Annotated in this window: 19 protein-coding genes; 17 read left to right on the top strand and 2 right to left on the bottom strand. The window is 39.7% G+C overall.

Annotated features, from left to right (window positions below; translation table 11 throughout):
* Nucleotides 1-67 precede the first annotated feature (67 nt).
* From A33I_RS06435 to A33I_RS06395, 9 genes are all read left to right on the top strand, one after another.
* Nucleotides 68-1060 (top strand): ATP-binding cassette domain-containing protein, encoded by a 993-nt coding sequence (locus A33I_RS06435; protein ID WP_022627666.1) that lies wholly within the window; start codon nucleotides 68-70, stop codon nucleotides 1058-1060.
* On the top strand, nucleotides 1060-1902 hold the full coding sequence (locus A33I_RS06430) for an ABC transporter permease (protein ID WP_022627665.1): 843 nt from the start codon (nucleotides 1060-1062) through the stop codon (nucleotides 1900-1902). The genes A33I_RS06435 and A33I_RS06430 overlap by 1 nt, the downstream gene beginning before the upstream one ends.
* Before the next feature lie 188 nt (nucleotides 1903-2090).
* The gene (locus A33I_RS06425; RefSeq protein WP_022627664.1) at nucleotides 2091-2510 is read left to right on the top strand and encodes an N-acetyltransferase; all 420 of its coding nucleotides are present in this window, start codon (nucleotides 2091-2093) and stop codon (nucleotides 2508-2510) included.
* 53 nt (nucleotides 2511-2563) lie between these two features.
* On the top strand, nucleotides 2564-3082 hold the full coding sequence (locus A33I_RS06420) for an AAA family ATPase (RefSeq protein WP_031311476.1): 519 nt from the start codon (nucleotides 2564-2566) through the stop codon (nucleotides 3080-3082).
* Nucleotides 3083-3115: 33 nt separating this feature from the next.
* Nucleotides 3116-3475 carry a VOC family protein gene (locus tag A33I_RS06415; RefSeq protein WP_022627662.1) on the top strand — a complete coding sequence of 120 codons (360 nt, stop codon included), beginning with the start codon at nucleotides 3116-3118 and terminating at the stop codon, nucleotides 3473-3475.
* Between the two features lie 441 nt (nucleotides 3476-3916).
* Nucleotides 3917-4345 (top strand): metallothiol transferase FosB, encoded by a 429-nt coding sequence (gene fosB / locus A33I_RS06410; protein ID WP_022627660.1) that lies wholly within the window; start codon nucleotides 3917-3919, stop codon nucleotides 4343-4345.
* Nucleotides 4346-4397: 52 nt separating this feature from the next.
* On the top strand, nucleotides 4398-4940 hold the full coding sequence (locus A33I_RS06405; RefSeq protein WP_022627659.1) for a YdbC family protein: 543 nt from the start codon (nucleotides 4398-4400) through the stop codon (nucleotides 4938-4940).
* A gap of 50 nt (nucleotides 4941-4990) precedes the next feature.
* Nucleotides 4991-5458 carry a GNAT family N-acetyltransferase gene (locus A33I_RS06400; protein WP_031311474.1) on the top strand — a complete coding sequence of 156 codons (468 nt, stop codon included), beginning with the start codon at nucleotides 4991-4993 and terminating at the stop codon, nucleotides 5456-5458.
* 47 nt (nucleotides 5459-5505) lie between these two features.
* Nucleotides 5506-5814 carry a DUF4190 domain-containing protein gene (locus A33I_RS06395; RefSeq protein ID WP_022627657.1) on the top strand — a complete coding sequence of 103 codons (309 nt, stop codon included), beginning with the start codon at nucleotides 5506-5508 and terminating at the stop codon, nucleotides 5812-5814.
* Nucleotides 5815-5914: 100 nt separating this feature from the next.
* On the opposite strand, the gene A33I_RS06390 is transcribed toward A33I_RS06395, so the two are convergent.
* On the bottom strand, nucleotides 5915-6223 hold the full coding sequence (locus A33I_RS06390) for a winged helix-turn-helix transcriptional regulator (RefSeq protein WP_022627656.1): 309 nt from the start codon (nucleotides 6221-6223) through the stop codon (nucleotides 5915-5917).
* A 169-nt stretch (nucleotides 6224-6392) separates the two neighbouring features.
* On the opposite strand from A33I_RS06390, the gene A33I_RS06385 reads away from it, so the two are divergent.
* Nucleotides 6393-7247, top strand: a complete 855-nt coding sequence (locus tag A33I_RS06385; protein WP_022627655.1) for a VOC family protein — start codon at nucleotides 6393-6395, stop codon at nucleotides 7245-7247.
* 113 nt (nucleotides 7248-7360) lie between these two features.
* The gene (locus tag A33I_RS06380) at nucleotides 7361-7789 is read left to right on the top strand and encodes a DoxX family protein (protein WP_022627654.1); all 429 of its coding nucleotides are present in this window, start codon (nucleotides 7361-7363) and stop codon (nucleotides 7787-7789) included.
* 83 nt (nucleotides 7790-7872) lie between these two features.
* Here A33I_RS06380 and A33I_RS06375 read toward each other — a convergent pair whose 3' ends face one another.
* Nucleotides 7873-8703, bottom strand: coding sequence for a carbonic anhydrase (locus tag A33I_RS06375; RefSeq protein WP_022627653.1), 831 nt, complete (start codon nucleotides 8701-8703; stop codon nucleotides 7873-7875).
* A 490-nt stretch (nucleotides 8704-9193) separates the two neighbouring features.
* Here A33I_RS06375 and A33I_RS06370 point away from each other — a divergent pair, with 490 nt between their 5' ends.
* The 6 genes from A33I_RS06370 to A33I_RS06345 all read left to right on the top strand — a co-directional run bounded on the left by A33I_RS06370 (nucleotide 9194) and on the right by A33I_RS06345 (nucleotide 15005).
* Nucleotides 9194-9697: an ArsR/SmtB family transcription factor gene (locus A33I_RS06370; protein WP_022627652.1), complete on the top strand. Its 504-nt coding sequence runs from the start codon at nucleotides 9194-9196 to the stop codon at nucleotides 9695-9697.
* Complete coding sequence (locus A33I_RS06365; RefSeq protein ID WP_022627651.1) at nucleotides 9694-10977, top strand: MFS transporter; 1284 nt, start codon at nucleotides 9694-9696, stop codon at nucleotides 10975-10977. Before A33I_RS06370 ends, A33I_RS06365 begins: the two co-directional genes overlap by 4 nt.
* 16 nt (nucleotides 10978-10993) lie before the next feature.
* Nucleotides 10994-11854 carry an alpha/beta fold hydrolase gene (locus A33I_RS06360; RefSeq protein WP_022627650.1) on the top strand — a complete coding sequence of 287 codons (861 nt, stop codon included), beginning with the start codon at nucleotides 10994-10996 and terminating at the stop codon, nucleotides 11852-11854.
* Between the two features lie 57 nt (nucleotides 11855-11911).
* Nucleotides 11912-12478 carry a DUF4256 domain-containing protein gene (locus tag A33I_RS06355; RefSeq protein ID WP_022627649.1) on the top strand — a complete coding sequence of 189 codons (567 nt, stop codon included), beginning with the start codon at nucleotides 11912-11914 and terminating at the stop codon, nucleotides 12476-12478.
* 379 nt (nucleotides 12479-12857) lie between these two features.
* Entirely contained in the window at nucleotides 12858-13751 is an 894-nt protein-coding gene (locus A33I_RS06350; protein WP_022627648.1) for a macrolide 2'-phosphotransferase, read from the top strand.
* Between the two features lie 390 nt (nucleotides 13752-14141).
* A complete protein-coding gene (locus tag A33I_RS06345) occupies nucleotides 14142-15005 on the top strand; it encodes a nitroreductase family protein (protein WP_022627647.1) in 864 nt (287 codons plus the stop codon).
* Nucleotides 15006-15808: the final 803 nt, after the last annotated feature.

The following is a 15808-nucleotide window of genomic DNA, read 5'->3' as shown; positions in this document are numbered from 1 at the left end:
AAATGTTATTCCATGAATGAATCACGTATGGTTTTAATAGGAATGAGTATTTGGGAGGGTGAATGATATGAAAGAACAACAACTCGAACAATCCAGTAACTTAGCTGTCGAAGCAAAAGGGCTTGTTAAAGTATTTGGTGATCACCGAGCAGTGGATGGCGTAGATTTATCCATTCAAAAAGGCACAGTATATGGTTTTTTAGGGCCTAACGGGGCAGGAAAAACGACGACCATTCGCATGCTTGCTACATTGTTGCAGCCAGATGAGGGATCAGCTCGTATATTTGGTCATGACTTGGTTCAAGAAACAGAGGCCATAAAAAGCCGCATTAGCCTGACGGGTCAATATGCCTCAATTGACGAGGATTTAACCGGCGTTGAGAACCTCGTGATGATAGCCAGATTAATGGGTTATTCAAAAAAAGAAGCAAAAGGACGTGCAAATGAATTACTTAGTGCCTTTGGCCTCGAAGAAGCTTCAAAAAGACAAGTAAAGACTTATTCTGGCGGCATGCGTCGTCGAATTGATATTGCAGCGAGTATTGTAGTGACACCAGAGCTGTTATTTCTTGATGAGCCGACGACTGGATTAGATCCACGGAGCCGCAATCAGGTGTGGGATATCGTGCGTGCTTTAGTGAATGCTGGTACAACAGTGTTACTAACAACTCAATATTTAGAGGAAGCCGATCAATTAGCGGATCGAATTGCTGTGATAAATAAAGGAAAGATTATTGCCGAAGGAACGAGCAACGATTTAAAGGCTTCAGTCGGTACAGGAACGTTGAATGTATCGCTTCTTAATCCAGAAGATCGTCCAAGAGCCATTGATGTTTTGACACAAAAACTACAAGTGACAGTTTCCCCCGCTGGCGATGCCGCTTCTCTCACCGCTCAAGTTGCCGATGCTTCATTAGCAGCTGAGGCCCTTGGTGAATTAGCGAAGGAGAAAATAGCTGTACATAATTTCTCACTCGGCCAGCCTAGTCTAGATGAGGTATTTCTAACGTTAACGGATCAGTCTGTGGATGAAGCGAGAGAAAGTGAGGAAGCAAGATAATGAATAATCAACCAGCAGAGACAACTGAACAAAACGGCGCTGATGCCAAATTACTGGATGCGATTGCCTCTAGTAAACGCCCAAATCGACCAAGTGCCTTATCTTCATCTCTCACCTTTGCAAAAAGAGCTATGCTTCGGATTAAGCATATTCCCGAGCAGCTATTTGATGTGACTGTGTTTCCGATTATCTTTTTACTTATGTTTACGTATCTATTTGGAGGGGCGATTGCGGGATCGACGAGTGAATATTTACAATTCCTCCTTCCCGGTATTCTTGTCATGACTGTAGCGCAAATTACGATGTACACAGGAATTGACTTAAACAATGATATTAGAAAGGGGATTTTTGATCGATTCCGCACGTTACCGATTTGGCTGCCTTCAGCCTTAGTAGGTGCATTACTCGTTGATACTGTTCGTTACTCGATTGCCTCGGCCATTATGATCGGACTTGGTTTTCTGCTTGGTTTCAGACCGGATGGCGGGTTTATTGGGATCATTCAAGCAGTCGCGTTAATGTTATTTTTCTGCTTTAGTTTATCATGGATCTGGACGACACTGGGACTTATCATGCGCTCTGAGAAATCATTGATGATGGTCAGTATGATGGTACTCTTTCCGCTCACGTTCGTCAGTAATGTATTCGTAGATCCAGAGACGCTGCCAGGCTGGTTGGAAAAGTTCGTAGATGTAAACCCGATCTCACTTCTAGTGACTGCTGTTCGTGGGTTGATGCATGGGACGGCTACACTTGAACAAATTGGCTGGGTGCTCTTTGTCTCCGTTCTAATCATGGCTATATTCGCACCTTTGACGATGTATTTATACCGTAAAAAGTAAAAATGCTCAGAGCTTAACGACGAATCGTGTGTCGTTAAGCTTTTTGATGTTTACTCATAAAAAAGAGGAATATGCAGTAAATAAAACCATAAATAAGGAGAATTATGGTAAAGTAATAATAGTAAGACTTAGCAGGAATGGTGTGAGCGCAGCCTTATTGACAGGCAAGATGAAGGTGGCACAGAACGATGGAAATTGCTCTAGCAAACGTATCACATGTATCAGAAGTAATTACGTTCTTCAATGAAAATCTAGACACTAATAACAGTGCAGTTTATTCCGAGGAGTTTTTATGCCCTCTTGGAATGAAAGCAGCCATAAGAAGAAACCAAATGATGATTGCGACAGATCAAGGAAAAGTAGTAGGCGCCTTTCGTTTTTACCGAAAGAAAACGCAGAAGCAAATATCTTTATACCAATTTGCCATAAGTGATAGTCATCGGGGTCAATGTTTATTAATTGATATGCTTAAAACGATCAATGATCTTCCAATCCTTGTCTCCTGTCCGACTAGTTCCAACTTTAATGAGTACTATTATAAGGCAGGGTGGGTTCTACAAGAGCAAAATACCGAATTTAAAATATGGGCATTTAATAATAATCAATAGTAACAAATATAGGACACCGCTCCTGAAAGGGATTATATGTGAGGCAGAAAAAGATGATTAATCAGATACATATTATTGGCTCAGTCGGAAGCGGCAAAACCACTTTAGCCAGAGAATTATCTGCAATATTAAATCTCCCACATTTAGAGTTAGATAATGTTTCTTGGGAGAGAAGAACTTCAGGAGATAGAAGGCGGACAGATGAAGAATGTGCGGCCTTATTACATACCCTCGTTCAATCAGATAAGTGGATTATTGAGGGAGTACACACGAAAGAATGGGTTGATACTAGTTTTCGCAATGCGGATCTGATCATATTTTTGGATACACCAAACCACGTTAGAAAGTTTCGAATCATGAGAAGATACTTGTTACAGAAACTAAAAATTGAATCTTCAAATTATAAACCAACCAAAGAAATCTTGTTTAATATGTTTAAATGGAACGAGCATTTTGAGGATGTTGCAAAGCCAGAATTTTTTAAGAAATATGCTTCGTTACAAGATAAAATACTCATAGTAAAAAATAAAAGACCTGTAGACGAATATATGCAATCATTATCAGCTAAATAGATTAGGCTCCCTACAAGAAAGGACTTAAAAGTCATGTGGAAAAAACTTGAATGCATTGCGATTTATACAGAGGATATTAAGGAATCCGTCACATTCTATCAATCATTAGGTTTAACAAAAGCGTGGGAAGCATATCAAGATGAAGAAGAACAATGGATGCTCGTCGGTATGAGATTTCCTGATGGGGAATCTGAGCTGGTGTTAAAAAATAATCCCAGCTTAAATTTTGCTGAAACGGAAATCGTTTGTGATAACGTTATGCATACTTATGAATCAATAAAATCTAATCCCGAGGTTAAGTGGATTCGAACACCTTTCCCTAATTCATTAGGCGGACACGTCGCAGTGATGCAAGCACCAGATGGTAATGTATTTGTTTTAGTAGGAGGCTAGTTGATCAAACACTTTTATCTATTAAACAAGGAGGGACAGTGTGGAGAAAAGAATAATAAATTATGAGGATCTCCTTGTTATGCTCGATCACACTTTGAGAGACTCGCACTAAAAAAAGGGGGATACTTTGGCCTTGTTTGCTTTAATACAGCAGGCGCAAAAGATACACCTGATTGGGAAATATATAAACAAGGAAGCATGAACGGAACGGCGGCATTGGCTATAAGGAGGAAAGGTCAAAAGAATTGTTTAAGGACGACTTTACAATCAAAGAATTTAGAAAGATGAAAAAGGTCGCACATACAAACAAATTATTTGGTGAAGATTTTCTATGGACTAGTTTGATGCAGATAAAAAAATAACCTTTTCTATCTAAGCTCACTTCGCTCATAAAATCCCTTTCCGCAGCCACTAAGATAATTCTATTTCAGAGGTGATGTTGTGTCGATCAAAGGTATTAACCATTTATTATTTTCTGTATCGAATTTAGAACGATCAATAAATTTTTATAAAAGCGTCCTTAATGCAAAACTGCTAGCCAAAGGAAAACGCACGGCTTATTTCGATTTAAATGGAATGTGGCTTGCATTAAATGAAGAGAGGCATATCCCTCGAGCTGAGATAGAGCACTCTTATACACATATTGCTTTTACAGTGGAAGATGAAGACTTCGATGAACTATTTCAGAAGCTGCAGAAGCTGCAGAAGCTGCGCGTGACAATCCTTCCAGGCAGGCCAAGAGCTGAAGGAGATAAACGGTCGGTTTATTTTACAGATCCTGATGGTCACAAATTCGAATTTCATACGGGTACCTTACAAGACAGACTGAATTACTACAAGCAAGAGAAAACGCATATGGAGTTTTATTGAATAGTTATACGTTCGTAGTTTCCGTTCTTATCAGATAAAAAAGGGTGGCATTATGCTTATTAAAAGAATTTGCTGCACAGTTAAGGAAGGTTTTAAAGAAGAATTTCATCATCACCAAAGGCAATGGGATCAACTAAAAAACATCCAAGGATTTATAGGGCAAACAGGCGGATGGAATCTATCCAATTCACACTCAGCACTGATTTACTCTTTTTGGAGAAGTAAAAATGATTACCAATCCTTTATGCGTAATGAACATGATCAGATATTTGTAAATTCAGGACAAGAGAACACCTATTATTCTATTAAGGTGAGTGTATTTGAACAGAACCGAATGAATGTTGAAGTGAAGAATCACTTAAGAGATTTATTAATACATTCACATTCCATTAAGGTAGATTATAAACCCTGCATGAAAAATACAGAAAACCTTCCTCCATTTGATCTGAAATTGATTGGAAATGCAGTAAAATCAATAACAGGGCAATGTCCACGTGTGTTAGTACTAGAGGGATTAGAAAACAAAGATTATGAACATTATTTCTCAAAAGTCCGGTTTGAACGATTCAAAGTCGAAGAGGATTGGATTGTTTGATTAACATAGTTTTACCTACATTAAACATATCTTCATTAAGAGGTGATTTTTTGTATAAGACACGTTGGGCTACCACTGACGAGGTGCCGTATATGTCCGAATATTGGTGTTTAATGGCAAATGAAATGGCTGATATCGACGGTACGCCAAAACCTGATAATGAAAGAGTCACTCAAGTTAAAGAATTATTTGTAAACGAATATATGGCAGGACATTTAGTTTTTAGAGTAGCGGTTGATAAAGAGGATCGCATCATAGCATGCGCAGGTGGATTAATACGTACTGAGTATGCCTATCCTCTTGCAGAAGAACCAACGTTATTTGGGTGGATCATATCGGTATATACAAATAAAGCACATCGAAAGCAGGGGTTAGCTCACCACTTAATTAATGACATTTGCTTGTGGTTGAAAGAAAACGGAGCAAAAAGAGCAAAATTATGGTCGAGTTCTCTAGCTAAGAATATCTATAAAGATTTAGATTTTCAACCGATGATCGATCTGGAGAAAAAATTATAAAAAACCATCATTCATACTATGGCAGGGAATAAGAAAGGAAGAAAACTTTGAATAACCCATCCATCACACTATCTAAAGATATTAACCTGAACACGAAATCTATCGTATCACTTACTTTTGGGGTTACCGCATTGTTTGTCGGTTATTTTAGTTTAGCGGGCATTGCCATAGCTAGTATCGGTTTCATCCTTGCTTTTCTAAGTTTGAGAGAAATTCATTACACTGCACAGCGGGGAAGAGCATTGGCTGTTGCTGCACTCACCTGCAACGCTCTAGCTATTCTGCTCCCGCTCATAACAATAATGATTAACCTTATTCTATTTACCCCTGTAGATTTTAAGATGGTTGTATCTTAATAATAAAAAGAGAGAAAAACTTCACCAGTAAAAAATAACCGCCTCATTAGACGGTTATTTTTTTATGTTCAACTATACTTTAAGAAATATATCTCCTACATTAGGCTTCTAACCAGTCTTGTGACCATTTTTCGATTTCTCGCATGAAAGGCTCAAGTGAAATTCCTTTTTCAGTTAAAGAATATTCGATCCGAACTGGAGTTTCTGGAAACACTTCTCGTTTTACAATCCCTTCGTTTTCAAGGTCCTTTAACCTTTCTGAAAGGACTCTTCCACTGACACCGATTGCCGATTCAATACTGCAAAAACGCTGTGGACCAGTTAGAAGCTGGTAAATGATTAAACCTGTCCATCTTTGGCTCATTAAACCCATAGCTTTTTCAAATCTAGGACAAATCGACTTATCCAATTCAATCAACTCCTCACTTCACATATTATAAACTGCTTCGAGAAATAATAAAATTATTTTATATCAAAAAGTTACTTGACGTCATATAATTACAATTATATACTTACTTACATAAAGTAAGCCACTAATAAAACAAGTTGTCATTTAATAATTTGAAGGAGGTAATAAAATGAATTTTCATCGCGAACCTACTACTTATGTAGGTCAAGTAAACCTTAAAGTACAAGATTTAGACCGTTCTATCGCTTTTTATAAAGAAGTCATTGGGTTAAGAGTGCTAAACCAAACGCCAAGATCCGCTGCATTTACTGCGGATGGTACGACAGCATTATTATCCGTTGAAGAACCAGAACAAGTTGTTCCAAAACAAGCAAGAACGACGGGCTTATATCACTTTGCCCTCCTTCTTCCAAAGCGAGAGGATTTAGCTCAGATTATCCATCATTTTGTGAGAAATGACGTACAGTTAGGTTCCTCTGACCATCTGGTAAGTGAAGCTCTTTATTTATCAGATCCAGATGGAAACGGGATTGAGATCTATGTAGACAGAGACCCATCCGAGTGGTGCTGGAGAAATAGTGAGGTACAAATGGCAGTTGATCCGTTGAATTTCCCTGATCTTTTAACAACGCATAAACAACAGCAATGGAAAGGACTTCCGAAAAAAACAATCATGGGCCATATCCACCTACATGTATCAGAATTAAGAAAGACTGAAGAGTTTTATATCAAGGGTCTTGGTTTTGAGGTTGTCAATCGATTCGGCAGTCAGGCGCTTTTCATTGCTGATGGAAAGTACCATCATCATATCGGGTTAAATACGTGGGCTGGGGTAGGTGCTCCGACACCGCCGCCAAATAGTGTTGGACTCGAATCATTTGATCTTATGCTCTCAAGTGAGGAAAAGAGAAATCAAATCATTTCACAGTTAAAAGAAATCGGAGCAACCGTAATAGAAGACGACGGTTCTACTGTAACTGTAGACCCTTCAGGAAATCGTATCCGGTTAATAGCTAAACAATAGAAGGCTGTCTTTTGAAGTTAGAAAGTAAATAGTAAAAACATTGAAATCAAAGCTAGATTCAATAACTAAAATTCTATTTAAACGAAAATAAGAAACATAGAGGAGAATGAACAGTGGCACAAAAATATGAAGTAAGTCTATTAATAATCCGTGTCGTATTAGGAGTCACATTTTTAATTCATGGGATTGATAAGTTTCAAATGGGGCTTGGTAACGTAGCTGGATGGTTTGAAAGTATTGGTATTATGGGCTTTTTCGGTTATGTTGTTGCGATCATTGAACTTGTGGGTGGAATTGCCTTATTACTAGGAGTTGGAACTAGAATGATTTCTGCATTGATTGGATTCGTCATGCTAGGGGCGATCTTTATGGTCAAATTACCACTCGGTTTCATGGGTGCAGAAGCAGCAGGTTATGAATTAGACGTAGCTTTGTTGGCGATGGCAGCTGCGCTTGTTATTAGTGGCAGCAAGCTGCTTGCATTGGACAATTTATTATTTGGAAACAAAAACGAGAATTCTAGTACAAGAATAAGCGCGTAAAACTAGTTAAACCGACCTTTTAAATAGAAAAGGTCGGTTTCTTTCTAGTTTAATGATTTAAATATAAAGTCTTATATAATGGTTTACCCTCGTTCATTCAAAGGCTGAACCGGGCGGTGGTTCTCTTCATAAATCTCTTGGAATACTTGAATTTGTACCGCTGATTTTTGAATTGGCTCTTTGAATACAATCCATTTTACTTCTTCTGTACATGGCGGGGTAGTTAGTGATCCGTTGTAATGGAATGAGGATTGGTCTTCAGGCAAGAGGTTTTGAAGGTTGATAGGCTCCTCTAATGTAATGTCATTTTCCGTTTCCTCTTCCGGCAGCTCTCCCCATGCAGGCGCTAGTTCTTCGTTTTCCGCACCTTCTTCAATCATCACACCTAAGACTGCTAAATTGCCATTAATATCTTGGTGTACAAGATGCAGCTCCATGTCAAAATGCTCCCCGTTAAATTGGTGTTCACTTGGTGTATGGAAATGAAATTGAACAAGCTGATATTCTTGCCCATCTAACGTGATCGCATTATTCTCATCAACTGCATTCTTTTGAATCGTATGTCCATTGTTAACGAGTGAAAAAGAAGCAGGTTCGTACTGAATATTAATCTCCTCTATTTGTTGACTGGCCTCCATTTCAGCTAAATCAATGTTAATCGGTGATTGTTCACTTCCATCAACACATGCCGAGTAAGAAGCGTGTAAATGACCCCAATGCTCAGGTCCAGATTCTCCGTCATAAGACCATTCCGTAAGTTCCTCAGTAGATTCCTCCTGAGATTCCTCACTAGGTCCCGGCGAGTCAGTTGTGGTTGGTGCTGTTTCTGCAGGCTCCGTTTCTGTTTGTTCTGCGCAAGCCGCTAATGCCAAACACGCAGCGACTAATAGGTAAATAGATTTCCTTTTCATCATTCGCTCTCTCCTTTTCTCTGTTAATACTCCCAGCAACTACCATACTAAAAATTGAAACGGAATCATGTGAAAAATCTATGACAGATAAAGTAAGTAAGAACCGCCTAAAAGCGTACTAATAAAGACTGAGACCATAGAGGGAGATAGGGCAGGTAGGAGGGACGCAATTATATCAAAAGTCTATACAATTCCTCACTGAACGGACGCATATGCTCATGCATCAGACGCAATTTCAACCGACAGGCGCAATTAGCCGTTCAACCAACTAAATTAAGCCGAATAGCCGCGCAATAACTCCTGCAGTCAGCGCAATAACCTGCCGCATTAATACAATTAACAGCCTCTCAACATAAAAGGGGAAGGCCGGCACTATGCCAGCTGCCCATTTTACTGTTTATTCCAAAAATCACTTGCAACTCTCCACCTGCATATGATAATCTAATTTTACAGATTGATGATCTAATTTATTAGATCGGGAGGAGAACGGATTATGTCAAACCAAAAAAAATCACTCGACATTTCAGTGGAACAGGCGAAATTACTAGGAAACGCGCTGCGTGTGAAGATCATGAAGCAGCTGCTAAATGAGCCAAAGACATCGAAGCAAGTGGCAACTCAGCTTGGACACTCGCCAGGAAATGTGCATTATCACCTGAAGAAGCTGCATGAAGGCGGCCTCGTGGAATTAGTGGAAGAAAAGCAATTTGGCGGAGTGGTGGAGAAGTACTATCAAGCCGTAGCCAGCCGGTTTAATTCACCAGGAGGCGCAATAGATCCCGTTTTACAAGAGGGATTTAACTCACGTGATTCCTCGCTCATCAGTATTCGTTTAGAACTGACTGCCAAGCAGCGGAAAAATCTGCAGGAAGAATTTTTAGAGTTTTTGGAATCATGGGTCGAGAAATCTTCCCATACTCAAGCAGATGAGAAAACAGAAGAGTTCAGTGTCGGTGTGAAAATCGTCTCAACTGAACCAAAGGGGGAAGAAGAATGAAACTGTTCTTAAATCGTAACTTTGCCTGCATGTTTTTTGGCCGAATTTTAACAAATGTCGGTGACAGTTTATATGCTGTTGCCGCGATGTGGCTTGTATATGATCTAGGCGGCTCGACATTTTATACCGGCCTTGCTGGCTTTTTAACGATTCTTCCTAGAATGATTCAGCTGCTCGCAGGGCCGATTATTGACCGTCTTCCTATTAGAAAACTCCTCATCACGACACAGCTCACACAAGCACTTCTATTACTCATCATACCCGTCGCTTCCTACTATGGATTTCTCACTGTGACGCTCGTATTAATCATTTCTCCAATCCTAACAACGCTGAATATGTTTGTGTATCCAGCCCAGATGGCTGCACTTCCGTCCCTTGTTGAAAATGACGACTTAACAAAAGCAAATTCTTATTTTACCGTGGCCTATCAAGGGATCGAAATTGGCTGTAACGCGATTGCTGGTGTGTTGATTGTAGCGATTGGTGCGGTATCCATTTATGTGTTAGATTCTGTGATGTTTTTGATTGGAGCCATTTTGTTTTCATTATTAAGAGTACCAGCAGCTCCTAAGATAACGAGCACGGAAAATAAAAACCTCCAAACCTTCATACGAACGTACGTAAGTGAGTTAAAAGAAGGAGTAAGTGTCCTTTTCAACAAAACCTTATCTAAACTTTTGATTGGTGTGATCGGAATTAATCTTGTCGGAGGCGCAACCTTTGTCGTTCTTCCAGCCTTCAGTGACTATAAAGGAGGAGTAGAAATTTACGGGCTTCTTCTTATGGCTCAAGCAGCCGGTAGTCTGACAGGTGCTCTCTTAACACCATACTTGAAACTTGAGCGGTTTGGGTTGGGAAAGGTGTATGCCTATGCGTTCATCGTGAGCGGGATTTTATGGTCGGTTGCCATTTTCAGTCCGTGGACGTGGCTTGTGGTCACTCTTTATGGCTTAGCATGGCTGCCAGGCGGAATCACCAACATTCTCATTAACACCGTTCTGCAAAAAGGGATCCCTAAAAAGCTGTTAGGACGCGTGTTCTCTGCTGCCTATAGTGTCTCAGGCATTGCACTGCCACTCGGCTCTATGGCAGGCGGGGTGCTAGGGGTGTATATCGGCAGCCAGTATGTGATTGCGTTAAGCGGAATTGTTGTTCTATGTGTCGGGCTAGGATGGCTGATCGACAAGCAAACGCGAAGCCTTCCAAAAATCAACGAAATTAACGAGAGTACCTTTATAAAAGACCAACCAAAAGATATGATGTTAACTGAGACGGTATAGAAGGAAGGTCTAGGTTATGAAACGATCAGTAGAAACTGTGACTATTAATGATTTAACAATGGAGTACTCGATTATAGGTGAAGGCGCACCTATTGTTGTCATGCACGGCGGTCACTCCAATTGCCTAGAAGAGTTCGGCTACCAAGCATTAATAGAGGAAGGCTATTCTATTATTACTCCGTCAAGACCAGGTTACGGAGCAACCTCTAAGGAAATTGGCGAGAGTTTAGCAGTAGCATGTGAACATTATGTTTCATTAATTCGGCACCTCAAGCTCGGTAAAGTGCATGTTATAGCCATGTCTGCTGGGGGTCCTAGCGGAATTTATTTCGCAGCGGCTTATCCAGAATATGTAAAGTCATTAACCCTGCAATCTGCTGTAACTAAAGAATGGCTGCAGCCAGAAGATAAAGAATATAGAGCAGCTAAAGTTTTGTTTCATCCGCGAGCAGAAAAATATACATGGAAATTGATTTCGAAGATGAACAACTCCTTTCCACAATTCATTTTTAAGCAGATGTTTTCCTCCTTCAGCATTTTAAATTACAACGAAGCTCGTGACAAATGGAGCGAGCACGACATTGAAGCTGTGCGAAAGATGAATAATCGGCAACGTTCGGGTAGCGGCTTTTTTATTGATTTAGCACAAGTAAATGATTTAACGATTTCGGACCTTAAGAGTGTGCAGTGTCCAACACTCATTATGCATAGTGAACATGATGGATCTGTACCAATCGACCATGCTCACTATGCAAAGAAACATATTGAGAATTCTGAACTATGTGTACTTAATTCATGGGGGCATCTAATATGGCTGGGACACTCATCTGAGTACGTTCACCGCAAATTCATGCATTTTCTAACTGATTATAATTAATCCAACCGATAGGAATGATATAATAAATGAACAATATGAAACAAAGGAGCTCTCTTAATGACGACAACAAACAAAGAATTAACAGCTGAACAACGTGACGAATTACTAACGAATTTAAAAAAACGCTTTGAGAAACATATGAACCGTCATGAAGGAATTGAATGGGATGCTGTCCAAGCGAAAATCGACGCGCGCCCAGATAAACTTTGGACACTGTTTCAAATGGAAGAAACAGAAGGCGAGCCGGATGTTGTTGCTTATGATACGGAAGCTGACGAATATATCTTTTATGACTGCTCAAAAGAAAGCCCTAAAGGCCGCAGAAGTGTCTGTTACGACCGTGAAGCATTAGAATCGAGAAAGAAATACAAGCCAGAAACAAGTGCGATCGATTTGGCTGCTGAACTAGGGATTGACCTCTTAACGGAAGAAGAGTACCGCTACCTGCAGACGTTAGGAGAATTTGATAAAAAGACATCCAGCTGGGTTATGACGCCTAGCCATATCAGAGATCTTGGTGGAGCCTTATTCTGTGACCGCCGTTATGACACGATTTTTGTCTATCATAATGGAGCTGATTCTTATTTTGGCGCACGAGGATTCCGCGGATCCGTTAGAATTTAACGTTGAAATAATTGCACTACTAACGTATAGTAGATAGTAACTAATGAGAGGAGGGTTGTTAAAAATGATGCATGCAGGAAGATTACGCCACGAAACTTTGAACACGAAGTAATTTCATAGTTCAAAGGCTCTGTTTTCATAAAAGCAGAGTAAACGGGAGTAGTCTGCACATTTTTAATAATCCTTTACGGACAAATGTACATTTTTGACGTGAAGAAGGCAGATACCTATCTGTCTTTTTTTCGTCTGCTTTGATAGTTGAGACGTCTATTTGTGATCGCCTCGTTTACTCTAACACACAGACTCAAGCCCAGAAGCCCGTCTGTGTTTTTTTTATGATCAGATCCTTTATCATTAAAACCACGAGGAGGAAATAAACATGAATACACGTAAACTCAAACAATTAGCAGAGCAAAACGGATTATCTATTTTAGAAGACTCAATAAAAATCAATGAATCAGGTGTAGACTTTCAGGTCGCACACGCAGAAGATGAAAAAGGGGATAAATGGATTCTTAGAATCCCGCGAAGACCTGAATCAATGAGACATGCCGATAAAGAGAAACATGCGTTAGACATCATGAAAAAAGAGGCATGCTTTCAAGTTCCAGACTGGTCCATTTACTCAAATGACCTCATTGCCTATAAACAGCTAAAGGGAGCACCAGCAGCGACTATTGATATGGAGGTACAAGCATATATCTGGAGCTTCGATGAAAAGAATGTACCTGCAAGTTATTATGAAACACTAGGAAAATCTCTTGCAAACCTGCACAATTTGCATGATTCTCCGTTTATGAATACCGGCATCGAGATCATTGAAGCTAGTGAGTTAAGGAAGTCAATGAAGCAGCGTATGGAGAGAGTAAAGCAAACCTATAAAGTGAATTCAGATCTATGGGATAGATGGCAGGCATGGCTCAGTGAAGATTCATTGTGGCCAAAACATACAGGGGTGAGACATGGTGATATGCACCCTGGACATATTTTAATAGATACAAACCAACGTGTAACAGGCTTTATTGACTGGACCGAAGTTGGGATAGGAGATGTATCGATCGACTTTATGTCACATCAAATGCTGTTTGGTAAAGAAGGACTCCAAAAGATCCTAGCTGCCTACGATAACGCAGGGGGCAGAACGTGGTCTAAAATGGAGGAGCATATAACCGAGCTATTAACGACAAGCGGCATTACCGTTGCCGAGTACGCTGAAGTGTCGGGCTTAAAAGAAATGCATGAGACGGCCGTACAGATGTTAGCAAGTGAATGATACGCCATTGGAGATTAGCTGCTTTAACAGGTACCCCTTAGGTTAGTGGGAACAAATGAATGAACAAACCAAGTGAGGACATCATTCACACACGAATTGATGTCCTCTTTTTTGTTTCTATAGCACTGCTTTAACAAATTCAGCATACCAATTTGCATATCAGTTTCCATACAATCACGAAGACAGCATAATATTTTATGAGGTATTTTTAACCTACGTGCTCAAACAGAGTATTTTGACCTCTAGTATGCAACTCAATTTTTCAAAGGAGTTGGATATTTCATGGTAAAATAAACTAAATATTGTTAAAGATTTCACTTCAACTAACGGCCAGGTTAGAGTTTTATGGACAACTGAAGAAATAGTAATCTGTTTTTATGGAGGTGTATCATGTCTTTCTCTACTTCAATCATTGACACCATGCGCAGACGCCAGTCGATTCGAACGTTTGATGATAATGATCTTTCAGCAGGAGACATCAATAAGTTAACGGCATATTTAAATGATGAAAGCAACTTGATTGGACCTTTCGGCGCAAAAGGCCGGATTGATCTCGTATTGGTTCAAAAAAATGTGACAGACAAAGGAATTAAGCTTGGAACGTATGGATTTATTAAACATCCTAAAGCGTATTTAGTCGGATCATCAGTGAATGCTAAGTATCCACTGATCGAGTATGCTTACATTTTTCATCGAATGACTTTATTTGCAACACAGCTCGGCATAGGTACGTGTTGGATGGGCGGGACGTTTACCCGAAACTCATTTGAAAAAGAAATACAGTTGTATGAAGACGAATTCATTCCATGCGTGACAGCACTCGGGTTTCCAAAAGAAAAGCAGCGTGTCTTTGATAAGGCCTTGCGTTTTGTCGTGAGGGCCGATAATAAGAAGCCGTGGGAGAAATTGTTTTATGATGAGACTTTTGCCGCTCCATTACAACGCGATAACGCTGGCTCATTAGAAATCCCTATAGAAATGGTTAGATTAGGACCTTCCGCCTCCAATAAACAACCGTGGCGACTCGTTCTCTCAGAAAACCGAGAGACTTGTCATTTCTACATCGAACATACACCGAATTACAGTAAGACATTAGGCTATCAAATGCAGCTGTTAGATATGGGCATTGCGATGTGCCAATTTGAATTGGCTTGTGATGAGCTAGGTATCAGCGGGAATTGGGTCATAGACGAACCTGGGTTAGAGAGACTAAATGAAAACATTGAGTATGTCGTTAGTTGGAACCAACAATAAACAGCCTCTGCCAAATCGATAGAGGCCTATTTGAAAGCTCATATAGATGTTACTCGCTCGAGATGGTGCTTTGAGCGACAACTAACCTCAAAGACTATTACTTTGAGGTTAGCAGTTCAATAAGAATTTTAACCCTACCTAAACTCGCCCCTCTCATACTTATCCAACAATACCATCCTTACGTATTCCCTACATGCACTTGATAGGCTGGATCGTTCGGGATGAATGATGTCTCCGTAAGGTCTACCTCCGAGAAATTTGACCTCTCCAGTAAACTTCTTTTCTAATATGGCATCGTATCCATTAAATTGGACAAATATCGATTGGTGTTCTGTTAGTTGGAAGTCCATTATACTTACGATATGTTGGGGTTTTTGAGTCATATTGGCTATTCTCCTTTTTAGTCGTTCACTCTATCAAAAGCTGAAAGCGAACAGATGTCAAGTGACTCAGTCATAAAACATCGAATAGCATAATAAGAGTCCGCATAAAATTAACAGGTTCGGTTACTGGGGGAAACATTAAATAACAACCTAAATGAAGCCATCATTCGCATATGAATTGGTGCCCTCTTTTTTGTTGTTGTATCAATAACTTATTTAGCATACTAATAAGCAGGTCAGTACGCATCCATTTTAAAACTGGTGCTAATTAGGAGTTTTTTTTGAAGATTAGTGGAAATTTTATGCTAGTATTATAGCGAGTTTGTGATGAGTTATTCTTAACTAAACCAGCTAATAGTTTGTCAATATTTTTCAATAAAAAAGTTAAAATACAAATGATATACTAAAAATGAGTGCACT

The organism is Alkalihalophilus marmarensis DSM 21297 (genome assembly GCF_000474275.2).
Classification (GTDB): domain Bacteria; phylum Bacillota; class Bacilli; order Bacillales; family Bacillaceae_D; genus Alkalihalophilus; species Alkalihalophilus marmarensis.
This window is presented reverse-complemented; position numbering and strand designations above follow the sequence as displayed.